The 21,815-nt window shown below is 37.3% G+C and carries 23 protein-coding genes and 1 pseudogene; 9 read left to right on the top strand and 15 right to left on the bottom strand.

All coding sequences use genetic code 11. The features are described from left to right. Positions 1 to 79: 79 nt before the first annotated feature. The 3 genes from AB6M99_RS01070 to AB6M99_RS01060 are packed head-to-tail and all read right to left on the bottom strand — an operon-like array spanning position 80 to position 1,599. Positions 80 to 376, bottom strand: coding sequence for a DUF4298 domain-containing protein (locus tag AB6M99_RS01070; RefSeq protein ID WP_121834988.1), 297 nt, complete (start codon positions 374 to 376; stop codon positions 80 to 82). 13 nt (positions 377 to 389) lie between these two features. Next, positions 390 to 1,070: a rhomboid family intramembrane serine protease gene (locus tag AB6M99_RS01065; RefSeq protein ID WP_121835044.1), complete on the bottom strand. Its 681-nt coding sequence runs from the start codon at positions 1,068 to 1,070 to the stop codon at positions 390 to 392. Further along, positions 1,054 to 1,599 carry a 5-formyltetrahydrofolate cyclo-ligase gene (locus AB6M99_RS01060; protein ID WP_121834987.1) on the bottom strand — a complete coding sequence of 182 codons (546 nt, stop codon included), beginning with the start codon at positions 1,597 to 1,599 and terminating at the stop codon, positions 1,054 to 1,056. The genes AB6M99_RS01065 and AB6M99_RS01060 overlap by 17 nt, the downstream gene beginning before the upstream one ends. 300 nt (positions 1,600 to 1,899) lie before the next feature. On the opposite strand from AB6M99_RS01060, the gene AB6M99_RS01055 reads away from it, so the two are divergent. Continuing rightward, entirely contained in the window at positions 1,900 to 3,228 is a 1,329-nt protein-coding gene (locus AB6M99_RS01055) for an MATE family efflux transporter (protein ID WP_121834986.1), read from the top strand. 1,016 nt (positions 3,229 to 4,244) lie between these two features. Here AB6M99_RS01055 and AB6M99_RS01050 read toward each other — a convergent pair. From AB6M99_RS01050 to AB6M99_RS01035, 4 genes are all read right to left on the bottom strand, one after another. Beyond that, complete coding sequence (locus tag AB6M99_RS01050) at positions 4,245 to 5,372, bottom strand: N-acetyldiaminopimelate deacetylase (RefSeq protein WP_369350971.1); 1,128 nt, start codon at positions 5,370 to 5,372, stop codon at positions 4,245 to 4,247. Between the two features lie 48 nt (positions 5,373 to 5,420). Continuing rightward, entirely contained in the window at positions 5,421 to 6,119 is a 699-nt protein-coding gene (dapD, locus tag AB6M99_RS01045) for a 2,3,4,5-tetrahydropyridine-2,6-dicarboxylate N-acetyltransferase (RefSeq protein WP_121834983.1), read from the bottom strand. 649 nt (positions 6,120 to 6,768) lie between these two features. Next, positions 6,769 to 8,118 carry a glucose-6-phosphate isomerase gene (locus tag AB6M99_RS01040; protein ID WP_121834982.1) on the bottom strand — a complete coding sequence of 450 codons (1,350 nt, stop codon included), beginning with the start codon at positions 8,116 to 8,118 and terminating at the stop codon, positions 6,769 to 6,771. A 126-nt stretch (positions 8,119 to 8,244) separates the two neighbouring features. Then, positions 8,245 to 8,508 (bottom strand): hypothetical protein, encoded by a 264-nt coding sequence (locus AB6M99_RS01035; RefSeq protein ID WP_369350970.1) that lies wholly within the window; start codon positions 8,506 to 8,508, stop codon positions 8,245 to 8,247. On the opposite strand from AB6M99_RS01035, the pseudogene AB6M99_RS01030 reads away from it, so the two are divergent. The 8 genes and pseudogenes from AB6M99_RS01030 to AB6M99_RS00995 all read left to right on the top strand — a co-directional run. Further along, a pseudogene (locus AB6M99_RS01030) lies at positions 8,493 to 8,969 on the top strand (endonuclease/exonuclease/phosphatase family protein); the annotation flags it as partial. The gene AB6M99_RS01035 and the pseudogene AB6M99_RS01030 overlap by 16 nt on opposite strands. A 20-nt stretch (positions 8,970 to 8,989) precedes the next feature. Then, positions 8,990 to 10,309: an FtsK/SpoIIIE domain-containing protein gene (locus AB6M99_RS01025; RefSeq protein ID WP_121836164.1), complete on the top strand. Its 1,320-nt coding sequence runs from the start codon at positions 8,990 to 8,992 to the stop codon at positions 10,307 to 10,309. Positions 10,310 to 10,398: 89 nt separating this feature from the next. Then, positions 10,399 to 10,713: a hypothetical protein gene (locus AB6M99_RS01020; RefSeq protein ID WP_121836165.1), complete on the top strand. Its 315-nt coding sequence runs from the start codon at positions 10,399 to 10,401 to the stop codon at positions 10,711 to 10,713. A 41-nt stretch (positions 10,714 to 10,754) separates the two neighbouring features. Beyond that, positions 10,755 to 11,144, top strand: coding sequence for a hypothetical protein (locus AB6M99_RS01015; protein ID WP_121836166.1), 390 nt, complete (start codon positions 10,755 to 10,757; stop codon positions 11,142 to 11,144). Between the two features lie 16 nt (positions 11,145 to 11,160). Further along, the gene (locus AB6M99_RS01010; RefSeq protein WP_369350969.1) at positions 11,161 to 11,892 is read left to right on the top strand and encodes a metallophosphoesterase; all 732 of its coding nucleotides are present in this window, start codon (positions 11,161 to 11,163) and stop codon (positions 11,890 to 11,892) included. Positions 11,893 to 12,069: 177 nt separating this feature from the next. Further along, positions 12,070 to 12,858 (top strand): Rep protein, encoded by a 789-nt coding sequence (locus tag AB6M99_RS01005; RefSeq protein ID WP_369350968.1) that lies wholly within the window; start codon positions 12,070 to 12,072, stop codon positions 12,856 to 12,858. Between the two features lie 5 nt (positions 12,859 to 12,863). After that, a complete protein-coding gene (locus tag AB6M99_RS01000) occupies positions 12,864 to 13,070 on the top strand; it encodes a DUF3173 domain-containing protein (protein ID WP_105153632.1) in 207 nt (68 codons plus the stop codon). A 3-nt stretch (positions 13,071 to 13,073) separates the two neighbouring features. Next, the gene (locus AB6M99_RS00995; RefSeq protein ID WP_121836167.1) at positions 13,074 to 14,207 is read left to right on the top strand and encodes a site-specific integrase; all 1,134 of its coding nucleotides are present in this window, start codon (positions 13,074 to 13,076) and stop codon (positions 14,205 to 14,207) included. Between the two features lie 87 nt (positions 14,208 to 14,294). Here AB6M99_RS00995 and AB6M99_RS00990 read toward each other — a convergent pair whose 3' ends face one another. The 8 genes from AB6M99_RS00990 to AB6M99_RS00955 all read right to left on the bottom strand — a co-directional run bounded on the left by AB6M99_RS00990 (position 14,295) and on the right by AB6M99_RS00955 (position 21,645). Next, a complete protein-coding gene (locus AB6M99_RS00990) occupies positions 14,295 to 17,201 on the bottom strand; it encodes an InlB B-repeat-containing protein (protein ID WP_121836175.1) in 2,907 nt (968 codons plus the stop codon). A gap of 136 nt (positions 17,202 to 17,337) precedes the next feature. Beyond that, positions 17,338 to 17,925, bottom strand: a complete 588-nt coding sequence (gene lepB / locus AB6M99_RS00985; protein ID WP_369351243.1) for a signal peptidase I — start codon at positions 17,923 to 17,925, stop codon at positions 17,338 to 17,340. 12 nt (positions 17,926 to 17,937) lie between these two features. Next, positions 17,938 to 18,177, bottom strand: a complete 240-nt coding sequence (locus AB6M99_RS00980) for a DNA repair protein (protein WP_121836176.1) — start codon at positions 18,175 to 18,177, stop codon at positions 17,938 to 17,940. Between the two features lie 593 nt (positions 18,178 to 18,770). Continuing rightward, positions 18,771 to 19,010, bottom strand: a complete 240-nt coding sequence (gene rpsR, locus AB6M99_RS00975) for a 30S ribosomal protein S18 (RefSeq protein ID WP_000068664.1) — start codon at positions 19,008 to 19,010, stop codon at positions 18,771 to 18,773. 38 nt (positions 19,011 to 19,048) lie between these two features. After that, positions 19,049 to 19,552: a single-stranded DNA-binding protein gene (locus AB6M99_RS00970; RefSeq protein ID WP_121836169.1), complete on the bottom strand. Its 504-nt coding sequence runs from the start codon at positions 19,550 to 19,552 to the stop codon at positions 19,049 to 19,051. An 11-nt stretch (positions 19,553 to 19,563) separates the two neighbouring features. After that, on the bottom strand, positions 19,564 to 19,854 hold the full coding sequence (gene rpsF, locus AB6M99_RS00965; RefSeq protein ID WP_121836170.1) for a 30S ribosomal protein S6: 291 nt from the start codon (positions 19,852 to 19,854) through the stop codon (positions 19,564 to 19,566). Between the two features lie 184 nt (positions 19,855 to 20,038). Continuing rightward, entirely contained in the window at positions 20,039 to 20,761 is a 723-nt protein-coding gene (locus AB6M99_RS00960; protein ID WP_369350954.1) for a hypothetical protein, read from the bottom strand. Between the two features lie 11 nt (positions 20,762 to 20,772). Next, positions 20,773 to 21,645, bottom strand: a complete 873-nt coding sequence (locus AB6M99_RS00955; protein WP_121836172.1) for an ABC transporter ATP-binding protein — start codon at positions 21,643 to 21,645, stop codon at positions 20,773 to 20,775. Positions 21,646 to 21,815: the final 170 nt, after the last annotated feature.

Raw genomic sequence — 21,815 nt, 5'->3', positions numbered from 1 at the left:
TTAAAATCTCCAATAAAAATAAGGTTAAGAATAAAATCCTAGCCTTATTTTTTATTCCAATATTGAGTGACTAATTTCCTCACATATTCTTATACATGCTAGGGGCAAGTTCTAAGAAGTTTTTGAGGAGATCGTTATGGTCAGTGACGAGGTTAAATAATTGATCCTGACTTAGGACTCCACATTTGACGTCGTCATGAGGTTGGTCATAAAGTCTATGCCAGTCATCACTACCATAAAAATCTTTCAAGGCGATATAATCATCATAGTGATTTTGAAAATCCTCTACGGCTTTTCTCAGTGCCTCTAGTTTTGAATTAAAGGCGTCATATTTTGCTTCCATAGTTTCAATCAGCTGTTTATCATTTTCAGTCATATTGTTTCCTCAATTATAATGGTCTCACAAAAACGATTCCTAAGAGCAGGATGAGTAGGGCAACATAAGCCACCAAGGCCAACATTCTCTGAGATTGTTTAAATATAAAGCGGTCAAAGCGAGTGGTCAGAAAAACGGCACACAGACCACCACCAATAGCTCCACCAATATGTCCTGCTATGCTGACGCTTGGCATAAAGACATTAAACACAAGGTTCATGACTAAGAGAACTTGGTAATTTTGCCCTACTTGCTTGAGGTAGGCATTTCTGCCAAAATAACCGATTACAGAAATGGCTGCAAACATCCCAAAAATTGATGTGGAGGCTCCTGCAGACACAACATCAGGAGTAAAAAAGACGACAAAAACATTTCCCATCACCCCCGAAAGAAGGTAAAGCATTAAGAAACGCCACACTCCCCACCACTGCTCTGCCATTGCACCCACAAAATAAAGCGAAATAGCATTCATAATCAAGTGTTCCCAACCAATATGAATAAAGATGGGAGAAATCAAGCGCCACAGCTCTGCTGGATAAAAGTGCAAGTAAGCGCCATATATCCCGCCAGCTCTCAAGATAGAAACAGCTGTTGTCGACTTCCCCCAAAAGAGAAGCTGAATCAGGAGAAAATAGCCTATGGTCAAAGACAAAAGCGTCGCTGTCACAGGACTTTGTCTAAATGTCTGTTGTATCGTCTTCATAAAGTAATCCTTTCACGGGAATATCATGGTTTTGTGGTTGAAAATGGCTGAGCTGACTAGGATAAATGAGGCTGATAGTCTCACCCAGATAATCCTTCAAATAACGGTCGTAATAACCTGCCCCATAACCAATGCGGTAGCCCTGATTGCTAAAAACAACCCCTGGAACCACCACCAAATCAATCGTCTCTTTAACTACTTCTTGACTACTCACAGGCTCTAACACCCCAAAGGAAGAGGCTACTAGCGCCGTGGGATCGTAGTCAACAAAAATCATTTTGCCGTTTGGATAGGTTTTAGGAATCACAATCCTTTTTCCATCCGCCAAAGCTCTTTCAATCACCAGAGTGGTGTCGTATTCAAAATCAAATGAAAGATAAACCGCTATCGTTGTCGCTGTTTGATAAATCGGTAAACGAAATAAGCGTTCTGCCAATCGTTTATCATAATGTGATTTCCACTCCCTATCTTGCGACTTTAACATCGTTAACATTGTCGTCCTAAGTTTCTTTTTGTCCATGTTCACATCATATCATGATTTATTACTTTTTTCATGAAAAATCTTTGTCCCCTTTTTATACAAAATTTATGCTTCTCCTTAGACCAGCTCAAAACCCTTTAAACGAAGCGTCTTCATCAACCAATGACAACTTTTTCAAGAATTAAAAAACAAATTTATACAAAAACGAAAAAAAACATCTTTTAACGACTTTCTTCTTGCAATTCTAACGACGAAAACGTAAAATACTGACCGGAGATATTATTTTGTAGAAAGATTGGCGTATAGTTTAGATACGCATAATATTAGGTGTTCTGGGATATGCAAGACTTAACAAAAGGAAAACCGATTAAGGTTATTTTATTATTTACCATTCCGCTATTGATAGGAAGCTTCTTTCAGCTGGCCTATAATTTCGCTGATAGTATGATTGTAGGTCACACCCTAGGAAAAGACGCCTTTGCTAGTGTGGGGGCAACTGGGAGTATTACCTTTTTAATTTTAGGATTTGCTCAAGGTCTTACCAGTGGATTAGCGATTATCACAGCTCAAAAATTCGGTGCCAAGGATGATGTTGGTATTCGGCAAAGTTTTGTCCATGGACTGTTCTATGCCCTACTAACTGGAATCACCCTTAGTAGTATCTCCTTACTTGGCTTGCGTCCTCTCTTGATACTCATGCAGACACCAGAGAATCTAATCGAACATTCGCAAAACTTTTTAATAGCTATATTTGGAGGTATGATTTTCACCATCCTTTTCAACTATCTCTCCAGCATTTTGCGCAGTCTCGGAGACTCAAAAACGCCTCTATATGCTCTGATTATTGCCTGTATCATCAATATCATTCTAGATTTCAGCTTTATCCTTAATTTCCACATGGGAGTCTTCGGGGCAGGTCTTGCAACCATCATCGCTCAAGCCTTTTCTGTCCTCTTCCTTTTCATTCACATTAAAAAAGCGGTGCCTCAACTTCATATTCACAAAAGTGATTGGCATTTGGACAGGAAAAATTTAAACATCCATGCACGCTTAGGCTTCCCAATGGCCTTTCAAGCCAGTATCATCGCACTGGGTGCTATTACGCTTCAAGTCGTTTTAAATAAACTAGGGACAAATGCTATCGCAGCGCAGGCTATTGCCGGTAAAACCGACCAACTTGCCATGTTACCAATGATGAATCTAGGTCTTGCTGTCTCAACCTTTACCGCCCAAAATTACGGAGCTAAACAATACCGTCGCATTTTAGAAGGTCTTAAACAATCTCTGGTAATTAATATCATCTGGTCCATCATCTTTGCCATTATCCTCGTAAATTTCCACGATTTCTTCTCGGGACTTTTCCTATCAAATGGTAGTAAAGAGGTTTTTGACCTTGCCTTGATTTATTTCACTATCAATGGTTTCTGTTACTGGATTTTAGCCATTTTGTTTATCCTTAGAAGTTTTATCCAAGGTCTCGGCAAAGGATTTGTTCCAACCCTTGCTGGTATTATGGAGCTCATCATGCGAGCTGGTGTCGCCATTATCGGCATGATTTACTTTGGATTTTACGGCGTTGCCAGTGCAAGCCCCGCCGCTTGGTTAGGAAGTGTTATCATTTTAGCTCCAAGTAGCTTCATTTTGGCAAAAAAATTGCGATATCACTAAAATTTAGGAAAGTTTTAGGTTTTTTTAACCTTATCTTAACAATAAAACGTTATGATATAAATATCCTAATCACCACTTCCTTAAGTGGTTGGGAAATCTCCTAATTTCCCACTTTTTCATAAATCTCCTGAACAAGCTCCTCACTCCGAGGGGCTTGTTCGCTTTTTGGCATTCATTTCAGATTTCTCAAATAGATGATTCCACTTGACCAATAGTCATTCCATGTTTAAACAAGTACGCTTTTTTATCATCACTTACTGTTTAATCAAAAAGTCTTAAAGGCTTTTGAAGTTAGGTATAAAACCGTCACAGTCGTATAGGACGGCCACTAACGATGCGTGGTACTAAAGAGCAAGAATAGTTCAGTGGGTATTCTAGGTGGATACTTGAAAATAAAAAATATCCAGTTTCAGGATTTCTAATCACCCACTGCTTCAATTTGTTATTAGCATTAATACTTAACAAAAATCAAAAATTACTTTTTTGCTTCTTTCTAAAAAGGTGCGAACGCTCAAAAGGTTGGGGGAACCTTTTGAGATGGGAAATAAAGCTGACGAAGTCAGTGTCCCAACCTCCTACGGAGTTTCATTGCTAGATTTGAGCTTATCTCTATCGCAGTAGATGATTGGCTGTACTTGTCGACTACTCGACAGCGTCCAACCTAATCATCCTTGCGGGGGAACTACTACGAAATTGATTTTCAATTTCTGTAGTTCTCCCAAAAATCCGTTCTTATCAAGCCAATTCCCCTCACTCTTTTATTTCTGAGCTTGGGCTAAAACTGTCCACTGGACAGTTTCACTAATAAGAATACCACCATGGCGAAAGAAGCTCTGGTAAATCAAGCCATTTATTGGTTCTTGATTTTACTTAAAATGCTAATTTTGATTTTGGATGAGTATAAGTTGAGATATTTTTGCCCTAACCTCAGTCTAAATGTAAAAAATAAAGAGCGGACGGAAGCTATTTTCTTTGAACTTATAACTTCTATCCTACTCTCTCTTTATATAATTATCTTACTGAACTTTATAACTCAAAAATGTTGAAATTTCCTCTACGGCAAAGGGCAGAGCTGTTTCATCAGGGCTCATTTTGGCATGGTGGAGCGGGTAAGGAGTATCAATCCCTAACCAGAACATGACACCAGGAACTTTTTGTAGTAAGTAACCAAAGTCTTCACCAGTCATTGCTGGAGGACAATCAATCAGATTGACCGCACTGCTTTGTCCAAAGAAAGCCATTAGCTCATCAGCTAGTTCAGGTTGATTTTCCACAGGAAGCCAAGCCCCTTGACGGAGTTCGATTTCAACTTCCATGTTAAAACTAACCGCTACGCCCTGTGCTATGGTCTTGACGCGATCCTGCATGAGCAAGCTCATCTCCTGCGTCAAGGCACGAATGGTTCCGCGAAGACTGGCTGTCTCAGAAATGATGTTACTTGTCACCCCTGCGTGCATAGCACCGAAAGTCACAACACCTCCCTCGATAGGGTCAACATTTCGACTCACAATTGTCTGAGCCTGGGTTACAAAATAAGCTGCCGCTACCAAGGCATCATTGGAAAGGTGTGGAAAGGCTGCGTGCCCACCTTTTCCTTTAAAAGTTAGATAGACTTCACAGGTACCAGCAAAAAGTGTTGAACGGTTAGTTGCTATATCTCCCACCTTAAAATCTGGTCGAACATGAAGCCCATAAAATTCATCAGGCAACCAATCTTTAAAAGCATCATCTTCATACATGAGCTTAGCCCCACCCAGATTTTCTTCTGCAGGTTGAAATAGGAAAAGCATATTTTCTTTAGGTTGTTGCTCTGCCATTTTCTCCAAAAGCCCTAAAGCAATCGTCATATGAAAATCGTGCCCACAGGCATGCATCCGCCCTTCATGTTGGCTGGAAAAAGGCAAGTCCGTCTCCTCAGTGATAAGAAGCCCATCAATGTCCGTCCGCCAACCAATGGTTTTCATCGGAGACGAACCATGTAAAAAGACTAAAATCCCTGTTTTCCAAAGGCGCTGCTCCACAAATGATTTGCCAGCTGTGATTTCGGTAATGCGTTCTAGCAAATAAGCCTGTGTCTTGTATTCTTCCAAGCCAATCTCAGGAATTTGATGCAAGTCACGACGTGTTTTAATTAAATCTAACATACTATCTCCTTAAGGGAAAAGGCTGAGCTTCCTCAACCTTTTTAGTTATTACAAATTTCTAAGAGCGTCTTCAAGCGCTGTTTTTTGTTGCGTTTGTGCATCAATTTCTTTGATAACTCGTGCAGGAACGCCTGCTACAACAACATTTTCTGGCACATCCTGAGTCACGATAGCACCTGCCGCTACGACAGAACCATTACCTACTTGAACACCTTCGATAACGACAGCATTTGCTCCGACAAGCACATTGTCACCAATACGAACAGGCTCAGCAGAAGCAGGCTCAATCACGCCAGCAAGGACTGCACCAGCACCGATATGACTATTTTTACCAACCGTTGCACGACCACCTAGAATTGCTCCCATATCAATCATGGTTCCCTCACCAATCTCAGCACCAATATTGATAACAGCCCCCATCATAATAACCGCATTATCACCGATAGTTACTTGATCACGAATAATGGCACCTGGTTCAATACGAGCATTGATATTCCGTTTATCAAGCAATGGCACAGCTGAATTACGGCCATCTTGCTCAACCACATAGTCTTTATTTTCAGTCAAGTTCGCAAGTAGTGGCTCAATATCCTTCCAATCACCAAACAGAACATTACCAAGTTTAGTTACCTCAGCAGGAATAGCTCCCGCCAATTCACCTTCAAACGTTACCTTTACAGTCGTTTTTTTCACAGCATTTCCAATAAAAGCAATAATTTCCTGAGCAGACATTTTTTGCGCTGTCATAGTTAAAATCCCCTAGAGTGTTACCAAAGCGAGAAAAAGAGACAGGTAAGCTATTCACTCTTTTTTTGACACTTTTAGCAAAAGAACAGTTACTGCAACTCTCCCTCACTAAACACTCCAGTCCTTTCAATTTCAAGTTTATGTGCTTACTATTATAACAAATTGTCTGAAAATTTGGAAATTAATCCTTAACAAAAATCAAAAATTACTTTTTGTTTCTTTCTTAAAAGTGCGGACGCAAGCAACCTCCTACGGAGTTTCATTGCTATTTTTTGAGCCCTCTATCGCAGTAGATGATTGGCTGTACTTGTCGACTACTCGACAGCGTCCAACCTAATCATCCTTGCGGGGGAACTACTACGAAATTGATTCTCAATTTCTGTAGTTCTCCCAAAAAATCCGTTCATATCGAGGGTAAACTCTCGATATGAATACCACTATAGCGAAAGAAACATTTTAGCCTCACTTCGTTCGGTAGTCCATCAAAAGTATTAGAGGTTCTAAAATGCTAATTTTGATTTTGGATAAGTATAAAAAGAGGCCGAGTGGAATTTTGCATAAAGAGGTCACATCTTAATGTAAATTCTGACGAACTTTACAACTCTACTAGCAAAAAATCCCTCCTCAAAAAAGGAGAGATTAGTCTTAATTATAGACGTGCGTTTAATTCTGCTGAAAGTTCTTCAAATCCTGGTTTCCCAAGAAGGGCAAACATGTTTTTCTTGTAGGCTTCAACACCAGGTTGGTCAAATGGGTTAACACCATTGAGGTAACCTGATAAAGCAATTGCAAGCTCGAAGAAGTAGATGATGTAACCCAATGTGAATTCGTCCTGCGCTGGCAAGGTCACAAACATGTTTGGCACATCCCCATCTGTGTGAGCAAGAAGCACACCGTCTGTTGCTTTCTTGTTAACGAAATCTACATCTTTACCTTGGAGGTAGCCAAGGCCATCAAGATCTTCAGCAAGTTCTGGGATAATCACGTTTTTGCGTGGTTTGTCAACACGGATAGCTGTTTCAAAGATGATACGAGCACCCTCTTGGATGTATTGACCAAGTGAGTGAAGGTCCGCTGAGAAGTTCGCTGATGATGGGTAAATCCCTTTTTGGTCTTTCCCTTCTGATTCACCTGCCAATTGTTTCCACCATTCTGCGAAGTATTGAAGTGATGGCTCATAGTTGACCAAAATCTCAGTTGAGTAACCTTTACGGTAAAGGACGTTACGAACTGCTGCGTATTGGTATGCTTCATTTTCAGCGATTTTATCTGATGAGTACTCTTTACGTGCTGCTGCTGCACCTTCCATAAGAGCAGTGATATCAGCACCTGATGCAGCGATTGGAAGAAGTCCTACTGCTGTCAAGACTGAGAAACGGCCACCGATGTCATCTGGAACCACAAATGTTTCCCAACCATTAGCGTCAGCTTCAACTTTAACAGCACCTTTAGCTTTATCAGTCGTCGCATAGATACGTTTGTTAGCTTCTTCTTGACCGTATTTTTTAACCAAAAGCTCTTTGAAGACACGGAAAGCAATCGCAGGCTCAGTTGTTGTACCTGATTTTGAAATCACGTTAACTGAGAACTCTTTATCTTGAACATACTCAACCAAGTCAGCAAGGTAAGTTGATGAGATTGAGTTTCCAGCATAAAGGATTTGTGGGGCTTTGCGCTCTTCAGCTGTTTGAAGGTTTACAAAATGGTTGCTTAAGAAATCAATAGCTGCGCGCGCACCAAGGTAAGACCCACCGATACCGATAACAACCAAGACTTCAGAATCTGACTTGATTTTTTCAGCAGCTGCTTGAATACGAGTAAATTCTTCACGGTCGTAATTTTCTGGAAGGTCAATCCATCCTAGGAAGTCTGAACCTGGTCCAGTTCCCTCACGCAATAATTTATCTGCTGCTGAGACTTGACCTTGCAAGTAGTCAATCTCATGTTGACCAGCAAATTTTTCTAAAACTTTTGAGTAATCAAATGTAATATGTGACATGCTATTCTCCTATAAATATCTAAATCATATACTATGATATCGCTTTATCACTCTTTTTTCAATCTTTTTCTTACATTCATTAAATTTTCATCCAACTTTCATTTTTTTCAGAAATTTTCAAGAAAATCACACTGAGGACTTAATCACTTCCACACGCGTAATTTGTCCAGATTTCATGCTATCAATTCGTAAAGCGACATCCGTAAAATAAACTGAGGCGCCAATAGCCACTGTTTTTTCTTCGGCTTCTAAGTATCGTACCATGAAGTCTCTGAGTAACTCTCCTTTTTCAGTAGGTTTAAGATTTACTTTGGCAATCACATTTACCAAGCGAACTTTTTGACTTCCACGGACAATAATACTACTAGCATCATGATGATAGTAATCCAAACTTTTTGCGAGTCGCAGTAAATATATTTGGTAAGGAATTAAATATTATAGGTACTCGTATAAAAACTGGTGGAAAAGATATCATTGAAGATTTTAAAGAGCGCAAAATACAGCTAGATAATCTAATTTCAAATTTGCCTGCAAGTCATGAACATACCATCATTCTAGGTGACTTTAATAATGGTTTTTTCAAACAGAATGATGATATTCATTCCTATCAAGGAAAAGCTAGAGAGTTTTACTCTTATCCATTACTTAAGTCGATAATGAGTAAGGCAGGATTAACTGTATATACTCCATCAGATTCAAACTCTTGGAAGTATTGTAAGTTAGACCATATTTTTGCAAATATCCCTATAGTAAATGAAAATTATTCTTGGGAATTCTTAAAAAATCCTGATTATAAAAGCCAAGTAGGCTACCCAGACCATGCGATTTTATCAGCAACTATTTCTTTATAATTCTCCATGAGGCGCTGATTATGTTTAAAATAAAGAAAGTCGCTGACTTAAAGAGAAATTATATTATTTCAACTAGCAAATTAAAGATAGCTCATTGGTCAATATTAGGCTTCTCTACTTGTATTATGCTTACTATTATTGCAAATATTAGAGCTCCTGACCTTATTAAAATCCCTTTATTTATTCTAGCAGGATTTGTCATATACAAATTTCATCGTCAATTAAAATATTTTAGATATCATTTGGATTATTACCTAATTATCAGAGAAAGCTTATTGTATGTATTACATACAAACCACCTTTATACAACATATAAAGATAGCTCAGGATATGAAAGAATCTCTAGAAGTGCAATCTTGCAATACGAGCTAGACAAACAAAAAGGGCATATTCTTATCAAAGCTCTGATTACTGGTGATGAATTTAGCAAAAAGGTACAATCACTTGATGATGTCCTTGCCGGAGTACTCGAACTGGAACTAGAAGAAAAAATTATTCGTCCTAATTTTGTGGAATATCATTTCTATTACAAGAAACCTGATAGGTTAGTTCTTCAATCTCACAACCAGAAGCAAGAAATTGATAACCTTAATATAGATTTAGGATATGGTGTGAATTATAATCCTGTCAAGTGCCCTCATATTCTAGTTGCTGGTGGTACTGGAAGTGGAAAATCTGTTTTCATATCTTTCTTGATTTTAGAACTTCTCAAACGGCAATCAACTGTCTATATAGCAGACCCTAAAAATTCTGACCTAGGTAGCTTATCATATTATTTCGGAGAAAAGTATGTAGCAACAACTCCGAACAATATCGCTCGTATTGTCCGTTTAGTAGTTGAAGAAATGCAAGAACGATATCAATATATGCGGGACAACTTTCAATACGGCTCAAATTTTACCAACCATGATTTTAAACCACTATGGCTTATCTTCGATGAAATGGGAGCATTTCAAGCTTCAGGAACAGATAAAAAATCAAAAGAAATTATTGTTGAAGTTATGGATGGCATTAAACAAATTATTCTACTAGGGAGACAATCAGGCATATTTATCCTTTTGTCAGCTCAACAAATGAGAGCCGAAACCCTAAATACCGACCTTAGAGATAACTTGGGATTGAGAATTGCTCTTGGCGCTAATTCTAGTGAGGGCTACCGCATGGTCTTTGGTTCAGCTACTCCTGATAAGTTAAAACCTATCGAAGAAAAAGGGGCAGGTTATCTTTATATGCAAGGTTCAGGCAAGGAGACAGCACAATACTGGGAAAGTCCTTATCTTGATACTACTCAATTTGACTTTATCAAAGAATTACAACTTTATTTAACAGAAACAAACTAATTACAACGGATGTTGTTGCTTAAATTCGCTAGATTTTCAGCAACAATATCTGTTCCTCATCGCTCTGCGATGATAGAAAAGAGGTACACATGAAATTAAATGATTTTCTTAAAGCAGAATTGTTAGGTAGCCGTTTTGTAGCCGTAAAGGGATACAGTGAGGTTCTAGACCGTGAGACTGGAAAACCAACTGCTCTTCGGTTGAATGTTTCCATCCAAGATGAGACCTCAGATTTCTTCATGGAAATGATACAAGTCAAGGTTAATACTCTCACGCCTACTGTTTCTGTTCAAGAAATGGCAAACAACAAGACTTGTCCTGTTGCACTTAAAGATTTGAATGTTGGACAATTCAATGGCAATCTTTGGTTTGCTTGCTCTGATATCTTACCTGTAACAAAATAGTTATGTTAAAATATGACAAAAACATATAAAGGAGTTTTACAATGCAAATTTTTAGCTACGATGATTTTAAAAATGAAAAGGGGATTATATCATTTTCTGAAGCGGAACAAATCTATTCTAATCTTCTTAATTCCTCTAATCAGCTTGATAAAGAATTTCAAGAAGAATGGACAACATTTATACTACTCTGCGTAGAGTATGCCTCTGCACGTGGCAAATGGCTCACACTCTCAAGAGAAGAAAAACTTGCCAATGATGAAGCAAGAACTGTTACTCATAATAAGGTGATTTATCAACTAAAACTCTTAAAAGGTTTGGCAAATGAACAGGGTAATGATGTTTCTTGGTTTGAAAAATTTAACGATGATAGAAAACGCATTGGAGACTTTGCTTGCTTTGTGGCTTATATCTATGCCTTAAATGCTCGATAAACAATTAGATGACATTATGGCTATTTATTACTCTATGTCCGATATTCATGGATATTTTAATGAATTTGTTGAGAGCCTTTCAAAAATAGATTTATCTGATAAGGATAATCGACTTATACTACTTGGAGACTATATTGATAACGGTTCTCAATCTTTTCAAGTCATTTCTAAAATAATTGAACTTGAAAAGATTCATCCAAAACAAATTATTACGCTTTTTGGAAATCATGAAGAATGGTTTTATGATTGGTTGATTTTAGAAAAACCTACTGCTTCTGCATATGGTGAAACAATACAAAGTTTCTTTTCTACAGAGGAATTAAACAAACTCTTAACTTTTAATCCTAATAATTTTGAAACCACCATAAGAAATGAAATTAGAAATAATACTAAGTTTATTCCATTCATAAATTGGTTTCAAAAACGATATGAGGATAGTCGCTATTTTGAAACAGAAAATCAAATTTTTGTCCATGCTGGTATTGATGAAGAAGCAGGTGAATTATGGAAAGTGTTAACAGATACTAAAATATTCACAAATAAATTTCCTCTTACCACTGGTAAATTCTATAAAGATATTATTTCAGGTCACATTTCTTCTTGTGAAGTAGCAAATGACCCAACCTATCTTGGAAAAATCTATTATGACCAAAAAAGCCATTATTTTATTGATGGTTTTGTAAGTCAAAGCAAAACTATACCTGTTTTGGCATTTGATATTACTACCAAGAAATATTACTTTCTATGACTTCTAATCATGTACCTAGGCAAAACTGCCGACTGGAGGTCGGCAAGCTGGAAGCGTGTTTAGCAGAGCGATGCTGAGGATCACATGATAGAAGTAGGGGGAGCAAAGCTCCTCCTAGTTTATTTATTATATAGACAATCTTTTGGCGAAAAGCAAAGTTAAAAGGAACTATTTTTTATGACTTCATATAATAAAAAAATAGTCCGCACTTCTTCTTATATTGAAATTTGGGAATATGAAAAGCCAATATTTTCAAAGGGAAAATCAATTTTAGATACTAATGCTGAAAACAAGGAAAAATCAAAACGCAGAACATTTGACGAACTAACACCAGAAGAACAAGAACAACATCTTGAACGCATGAAGAAAACTCGCTTAGAAGCAAAGTGGAATTTACTCCGTCTAGTCGATTGTAATTTTGATGATACGACTTCTTTTCTCACATTAACCACTAAAGAAAATATCAGCGATAGAAACCATTTCAAAGACTTACTCAAAACCTTTATTAAACGCTTTAATTATCACATATTTAAGACTAAGAAAAGCCAATTGAGATATATAGCAGTATTAGAAAAACAAAAACGTGGGGCATGGCATGCTCATATTCTGCTTTTCAGCGTTCCTTATGTTCCACACCGTCAACTCTTGGAACTTTGGGGATATGGAGCAGTACGGATAAATAAAGTTGATGTCGATAGCAAAGAAAACCGCGGTCGATATGTTACCAAATATTTTGAAAAAGGTATCGGACAGGAGCTATTGGAAAACTTTGGTAAACAAGCCTATCTATCATCACGTAATTTGAAGAAGCCTGATGAGGATAAGTTTTATACTTATGAAACTTTTGATTATAATAACTCAACCGTCCTATATGAAACGGAATACACCAGCAAAGTCTATAAAGACGGACAGTATTTCGATAATTACGTTACCTACAAAAAGATAAAGTTAGATACAAAGGAGTAAGTCACATGATAGCAACCGTAAATAAGAATGACCTGATTGCCCTCGGTTTCTCTGAGGGAACTTCTAAACGAATTATCAGACAGGGGAAAGAACTTTTAATAGCAAGAGGATTTAGGGTTTATCAAAATAAGCGTATTGGAACTATCCCTGCTTCTATCGCTACTGAATTACTTGGTTTTGATGTCCAAAATAGCTCTCTTTCTAGGGGGTAATATATGGCAATTAGAAAAGATAAAGACGGCGGTTGGATAGTTGATATTAGCAATGGTTTTGACCCAATAACACTTAAGCAACGTAGAATAGTCAGAAAGGGCTATAAGACCAAGAAAGAGGCTACTGAAGCAGAACACTACCTAAGAAGTGTAGAGCTCAAAGAACGCTTCTATGGGGCTAAAATTACCCTTTCAATGCTCTATGAACTGCTAAAAGAAGAAGATAATATAAATCATCGAAAAGTTAGCTATATCAACACACAAGAAAATAACTATAACAAACACATAAAAGGTTATTTTTCAAAGGTTGATAATGTCGCAAAACTAACCTATGAAGATATTTACCAGTTCAGAGAACATCTTAGGCGAAAAGTTGCCCAAAATTCTGATAATCCTTTAAGCACAAATACTATCAACAAAATCATGATTTTGCTTAAAAAGATTTTTGACGTCGGCTTGCGAAAAGGTTATTACACTACAAATCCAGTAAAGCTACTAAAAAAATTGCCTGTTGAAAAGATTAAAATGCAGTTTTGGACGGTCAAAGAATTCCAGCAGTTTCTAACACTGTTTGAACAAGAAGAATATAATATAAAATTACTCTTTACTGTTCTATTCTTCACAGGGTTAAGACTTGGGGAAGCACTTGCACTAACATGGAAAGACATCGACTTTTCAAGCGATATAATTCATATCACAAAATCTGTTTATGTCAATAAGGGGATTAGCCACATCAGCACAACAAAAACTAAAGCAGGAACAAGAAGAATTGTTATCAATAAAAAATTAAGCCAAGAACTACAACATTGGCAAGAGCACCAAAAACATCTGTTAGAGAAATTTACTAGTGATAGCTTGACCCTACAAGTGTTTCAAAGTAGCCCTATCACAATTACAAAAAATACTGTTGAAAAGCAATACAAGAAAATTCTTGAGCGTGATAACACACTTAAAAAAATACGCATACACGATTTTAGACACTCCCATGCTTCCCTACTGATTAACCAAGGGGAAGATTATCTAGTTGTAAAAGAACGGCTAGGACATGCTTCTATCACGACTACAATTGATACCTATTCTCATTTATACCCTAGTAAGCAGAAAGATTTGGCTGATAAACTAGATGATTTGTTATAAGATTAGTAATTTTTAGTAATTCACACAAACAGCAAATAGAGAAAAAACAAAAAGACAAGGCTTAGAAACCTTGTCTTTTCAATATTTTTAACTATACCGGCGGCCGGGGTCGAACCGGCACGTCCTTGCGGACACTGGATTTTGTGTATAGTGTGCATGTTGATTTTTCCCATCATTGACGATATCAATTAGATTTACAGTATCTTTTCGATAATAGTACATCCCCTGTGAATCCTCAATGAAATTACGTGAAATATCTTCATATTTTGGAACAGTTTGACCATACTCCAAAGTAAAGTGTGTATCTTGTGAATCTGCCAGTTCCCCACCATTGGCATCTAAGATAATATTATATTTTATTTTTCTAAATCCAGGATAAATAGCGAGATCATGGTCAGGCATATTGCTATCCCACTCAAACTCTTGTGTCAATGTCTGATCTTTGTACCATTTCCCATCCCACTCATAGCCGTTCAAATGTGGTTTAGGCTTGACTACTGTCGTATCTGGTCGATAAGCAAGCAAGCTTGCTTCGTATAATACCTTTTTGTCATCAAAATCTTTTAACGGAGCATTCGTATCTGGATATCTAAACTTTAGATTGAATTCTTTTCTTTGATAACGAATATGCAAGTCATATTGACTAGAAATATAGTTATACCACCTATAATTATAATAATCATATTGCCTGCTGTAGCCAACAGTATCTACGTTACTTCCAGATTTAGTAGTTCTCCAATCATCATCCACATTTCTACGATTTGTTATATCATAGCGACGATAACTGTGGACATTAAACCCATTATATTTTTCTGAAAAGGTAAATAGAGTCGAGATTTCGCTAGAAGAACCTGTATCATCATGATTTCCAATATCAGGATAGGTACCATCTGCCTTTTGTTTATAAAAATAAATTGTCTTTGCTTTTTTATCAGTTGATTTAAATAAACGTATTTCTTGGCTTATTGATGGAAAAGCTTGAATTCTAGGATAAGTTCCCTCTGGTAAGACAAACTCACCTAAATAGGTCATCCCTCTGTCACTAACATTGCCGTATTGGTTATACTCATAGTAGCGCCACGTATTAGTTCCACTATCTTTCCAAGTATATCCATTATTCTCTAATGATGTTCCATATAATCCAGTCATAGTAGTTAAATTTCTACTAGTAAACCATCTACTATCATTTGCTCCAATAGTAGTAGGACTATCATAAAATCTCATGGTAATTAAGCGCCTATTGAAATAGACATTCAGTACAGAGGAGCCATCTGCCTTAACTGTTGTCGAAGTCTCTCCACGATCTTGTGTATATTCAAATCCTGCCGATACAAAACCTGTGACATTAGCCCCAGATATATCACTCTGACTGGGTGCAACCCGAGTACCAACTTGTGCTGAGGTAACATACCGTTGACCTGCATAATCATAATTTTTATCTTCTGGTCTTGCATCTTTTTTATCTGTCGAGCTCTGCAACCAATACACAATTGTGTAACTTGCTTTGTCTGGATTCCATTTCGCATATAACTGTGTATCCGCAGTCAATGGTTGAGCAAAGTTAAATTTAGATCCTATAAACTCTTTATTAGAATACCAACCATCAAAGGTATAACCATAACGTTCAGGATCCGTTGGTTGTGATTTACTTGCCAATTCCCCATCAATTACAAATTTAGGAGGAACATATGGAGCACCATTTGAAATACTATCTGTATCATTGACAGTATTTGTGTAAAACTCTAAACGTTTAGATTCCTTAAAGACTGGATAGATATTCGCATCCTTATCCATAGGTAATTTTGCACCTATATCAAAAATACTATCTTGGCCATTCGGAGCTAATGACCATCCAACTAAACGTTTCGTTGCTGTCGGTGGCTTGATTACTTCACTATACCTTGATAAATCTACCATTACTCCACCATCTTTAAGAGCTAGTTGATCTTTTTCAAGAATAATTGTCCCAGCTTCATCATCATAAACTGTAAGATAAACTATTTGATCCATACTTGGTCTAACGTAGATTATTTTACTTTCATTAACTGTTATTGACTGATCAAAGTTAACACGATTTCCCAGCGTATTGTTGCTATACTCAAACCAACCATTGAATCGTTGCTGATGCTCGGTAATCGGAATCCCCACACCATGCAGCTCTTCCCCATTTTTTATGATTTGTTCAGAAACTAATTCGCCAGAACTATTGACAAACTTATACTCTGTTCCATCATAATTTTGAAACCTATAAGTATGCCTCGGAACTTCTTTTCCATTTTGCACAATGGCATAAATAGAGAAGGAGTCTGTCTTAAAGGCAATATCACTATCGGTATTTTTGGTTTCTTTAGTTGCCTTTGATTTTAAAATTTCTGTCTGTCCGTCATCTTTGAAATGGACAATTTTCAAATCTTCATCCTTGGCATCTAACTTTTCGTCATATGACACTTCAACTTTTACGGAAGCTTGCGGTTCCACTTCTTGGTCATCAACCAGCAATCGAATATCATATAGCCTCAACAGTTGAATTTCTTCTTCTTGACGAGCAACCTTATCAAGAACTTTTTCCTTATAGCCATGATACTCAGCTTCTTGTTCTTTAATTTCTTGTGCATCCAACTGAACGTTATCTGGTATCTTTGCCTCTTTCGGAATACTTACTTTGACAGTGTAATCACTACCTCGATAAGTCAAAACATCATCAAAATACTTTACCGCAGCCTCTGTTTCACTAGTAGCTTCGGTCGTCGTTGCTACCTCTGTAACAATTGTCATTGACTCTGACGTTTCTACACTTCCTTCCGACTGCATCGAAACGGTTGACGTCTCAACATCGCCTAGCCCTTCTCCCTTTTCTGGAAATGTTTCTTCCGTTTCCGGAACCTCCAGTCGTATCGCAGCCTCATCAGCTTGTTTATCTGTAACTGTAATCGCTGGCAAAATCAAAAAATAGGTGGTTAGAAAAGTCGCTATAGCCAAGAGAGTCCAGGTCATACTCTTCCACTTTAGTTTATTTTCAAGCTTACCAACATAAGTCGTTACGTATTTATAAATCTTGTCCACTTTACCTCCAATCCATCATCATAATCTCATACAGCTCTCCAAAAACAGTTTTTTCTCATTATAACCTTTATTTGATGGTGCCAAATTTATCCAACGGCCAAATTCTAAAAGAAATTTTTCCGACGATTTGTTCTTCAGAAATGCCACCAATGGCTGTATTACGGGAATCTATAAATGCCGAACGATTATCGCCTAGCACAAAAATTTCTTGATCCGGCACTTGATAAGGATAGGTAATATCACTCTTGCCAAGTGCTTTATCCAGCACATAAGGCTCATCTAATTTTTTCTGATTGACATAGACATCACCCTCAGAGTCAACATTTACCCAATCTCCAGACTGCGCAATCACACGCTTTACCAAGACCTTATTATTGTAATAAAACGCAATGACATCTCCCGTTTCAAAGCTAGACCCCTTTACGGTAAGGACAAGATCATCCTCTTGCAATGTTTTATTCATGGATTGCCCATAAATTCTGAGCACCGGCAACCACAATACCGCTATCAAAATGGCTACAGCTACAACTGCTAACAAGGTATATAACGTTTGTTTAATAATCGTCCAAAAACGACCTCTATACCTTAGGCGCTCTAATTCTTGCGCCAACTCTTTAGAACTGAGTTCCGAAATATTCACCTTCTTTTTGATCATCCTCTTATAATATTAAATGTCTCTCTTGATATTTTGTAGATACTGGTCAGCCGCCGCTTGAGCTGCTTCAAAAACTTTATTCAGAGCCAAAGAAGCTTCCGCAATCGAACCAGATTTTTCCAATAAAATCTTTTTATCTTCCAAACGCTCTGTTAATTGCATTATTGTTTCTTCTTGTTTCTCAATCTTTTCTTGCTGCTCTAGCATAATGGCAATTAACTGTTCTCTTTTTAATTTTTTTAGTTGTTTAATTTCCATGATACTTTCTACCTATTTTTACTCAGATTTCTCACTTTTTATATCTCATCATTTTCCATCTAATTAAATTAGACAGTTTCTCAAAAAAAGCATATAAAACTTTGTTAGTTTAGCATATATACATAGCAAATGCAAGAAATTTGACCTGATTTGATTTAATAAAATAGCTTTTTTAGACCATGAAAATGGCAAAACAAAAATGCTCAGTTTTTAAATTGAAACATCAATTGATACTTAACAAAAATCAAAAATTACTTTTTTGCTTCTTTCTAAAAAGGTGCGGACGCTCAAAAGGTTCGAGGAACCTTTTGAGGTGGGGAATAAAGCTTACGAAGTCAGTGTCCCCACCTCCTACGGAGTTTCATTGCTACTTTTTGAGCCTAGGTCTCAAAAAGTCCGTTATAATCAAGAGTTTACTCTTGATTATAATACCACCATGGCGAAAGAAGCTCTGGTAAATCAAACCATTTATTGGTTCTTGATTTGACTTAAACTGCTAATTTTGATTTTGAATGAGTATGAAAGCTAACTCTACATTCATTAATATTATAAAGACATCAAAAAATGACCCCGAAAGGTCATTTTGATTAGTCTTCGTTTACGAAAGGCATAAGAGCCATAACGCGAGCACGTTTGATTGCTGTTGTTACTTTACGTTGGTTCTTAGCTGAAGTACCTGTTACGCGGCGTGGCAAGATTTTACCACGTTCTGAAACGAAACGGCTAAGAAGCTCAGTATCTTTGTAATCAACATATTCAATTTTGTTAGCTGCGATGTAATCAACTTTTTTACGGCGTTTGAATCCGCCACGACGTTGTTGAGCCATGTTTAATTCTCCTTTATATATTTAATTCGTTTTATCCATTAGAATGGAAGATCATCGTCTGAAATGTCCATTGGATTTGCGTTACCAAATGGGCTTTCATCTCGACCGAAATTTGGTGTTGATTGTGATGGTTGAGAAGTAAAACCTCCACCTGTTGGTGCTCCACCAAATGAATCAAATCCACCTGCATTATAAGAGCTACCAGCATTACCTTCACGTGTAGCACGACTTTCCAACATTTGGAAATTTTCAGCAACAACTTCTGTTACGTAAACGCGCTGACCTTGTTGGTTTTCATAGTTACGAGTCTGAATACGACCTGTAATTCCAATCAAAGCTCCTTTTTTAGCCCAGTTCGCCAAGTGTTCAGCTGGTTGATTCCAGATGACACAGTTGATGAAGTCCGCCTCACGCTCACCATTTTGGTTTTTACGAATACGGTTAACAGCCAGGGTAAAAGTTGCTACAGCCACCTGATTTGGAGTGTAACGAAGTTCTGCATCACGAGTCATACGACCCACAAGTACTACATTATTAATCATAGAGCACCTTCTTACGCGTCAAGTTTAACGATCATGTGACGAAGAATGTCGCCGTTGATTTTTGACAAACGGTCAAACTCGTTAAGAGCTACTGCGTCAGTCGCTTCAACGTTAACGATGTGGTAAAGTCCTTCACGGAAATCATTGATTTCGTATGCAAGACGACGTTTTTCCCATGTTTTTGATTCAACAACAGTTGCACCGTTGTCAGTCAAGATAGAGTCAAAGCGTGCTACCAAAGCGTTTTTAGCTTCTTCTTCAATGTTTGGACGAATGATATAAAGAATTTCGTATTTAGCCATTGATATGTTCCTCCTTTTGGTCTAATGCCTACTGAACTTTGCCAGCAGGAAGTGAGGGATACTCACAGAATACTATTCTACTAGAATTCACAGCCTTTTGCAAGGATTTTATTGCTTTTTTTGGAAATAGCAGAGCTTCTACAGAAAAGCTCCTGTCCCTTTAGCGTCTTTCCTGCCCTGCTTTTTACTTAAACTCACGACGAGCAAAGAGAAGATAAGAAACTCCTGCAAAAAGAATTGTGTAAACAAAGGCAACAATGCTTGAATGGTTAATAAACGCTTCTGAACCATCTACTGTATTAGCCAGTTTATCGAAAATCATATAAGGCCTGTACACTTCTGAATCAATTTTTAACAACATGCCAAGAATAAGGTTAGTAAAGCTTTCAAATATGGTAAAGACAATGATGAAAAGTGTATTGGTTTTATAAAGTTTATCAAACAAATTAAAGAAAACCAAAGGCAATGCTGCTGTCGCTAAATAATAAGGAAATTGGTAGCTAAAAGCTTCAAAAAGTCCTGAAAAAATCATATCGCCAGTAAGTATTTGATAAACAATACCTGCAAACGTATAGGCAATTACAATATACAAAAAGCTGACAACAATACTCATTAACCAACGATAAGCAAATGTCTTTGGTCGGCTTTGAATTTTAACCAAACTATTATTAATGGTACGCTGTACAAAATCCTCACCAAAGAAGATTTTTCCTGGAGTGACAAAAAAGAGGGGAAAGAAACTGGTAAAAAATGGCATCATGAAAGGTACCACTGCTGTTTGAGGTATCGTTTGACGAGAAATGGCATAAGCTATCCCTCCACTAAGTAGGAGTAAAATAATCAACGAAATCAAACTCAAACGCTCTTTAAAAATGCGGTAACAATCGGCTTTTAAAAATTTTAACATTATTTTTCTCCTTACTGTAATAAACTTAGATAATAATCTTCAAAACTTGAACCTGTTTGGTAGATTCCTTTTATCTCAACATTTAGTTCAGCTACTAAATCAATCAATTCTTGAACGGTTTTTTCTGGTTTAATGCTGAGGTAATCTTCCACAACATCTAGTGACACCCCTGTTGCTTGCAGCGCTTTCGCGACTTTAGCATTATCTACTGTCTCTAGGCGAATACGGTTCTCCACTTCTGCTTTAAGCGCAGCTTTTTCAATATCCTTAATCACGCGCCCTTTATGCATGATAACAAAACGGTCAACCACCAGCTCCAATTCAGACAGAATATGGCTGGAGATAAGAATGGTGATGCCAAATGTGTCTCTGAGGTTCAGGATAATATCACGCATCTCCTTGATACCAGATGGATCAAGCCCGTTAATCGGTTCGTCCAAAATCAGAAAATCTGGAAAATCAATAATGGCAAGTGCTATCGCCATACGCTGACGCATACCAAGAGAGAAATTTTTGACCTTTTTCTTACGGTCAACATCTGCTAGACCAACCAAGTCTAAAACTTCTTTAATGCGCTCATCAGCCTTTGGCAAACCAATCTGCAAGGCTGTATATTTAAGATTGGCGTAAGCAGACATATTAGGATAAAGCGTTGGAGACTCAATCAAAGCACCAATTTTATAATCTTGACAGCGCTCAATTTTTCCTGAACTAGCATTGATAAGCCCAGATAAGACTCGAATGAGGGTCGTTTTACCTGCACCATTTTGTCCAACAAGACCACAAATTTCACCTTTTTTGATGTCAAAACTAACGTGTGATAAAGCTTCTTGCTTACCATATTTTTTACTAATATCGCTAATCTGTAACAATGTTTCAACCATTACAATACTCCTTCTGAATTTTTAGTCTCTTTTTTGTATGTTTAAATCAATACAATACCTATGTATCAATGTTACCATACAACAGAAATTTGTCAAGAGAAAAATTGATATAACACGACAAACGCATGAAATCTTCTATTTCCATTTTGCAAGTGTTGAAAGTTTTTTGC

This window comes from Streptococcus hillyeri (genome assembly GCF_041081565.1).
In the GTDB taxonomy this organism is placed as follows: Bacteria; Bacillota; Bacilli; order Lactobacillales; family Streptococcaceae; genus Streptococcus; species Streptococcus hillyeri.
Note: the sequence above shows the minus strand (reverse complement) of the source record. Positions and strands in the feature narration are given on the sequence as shown.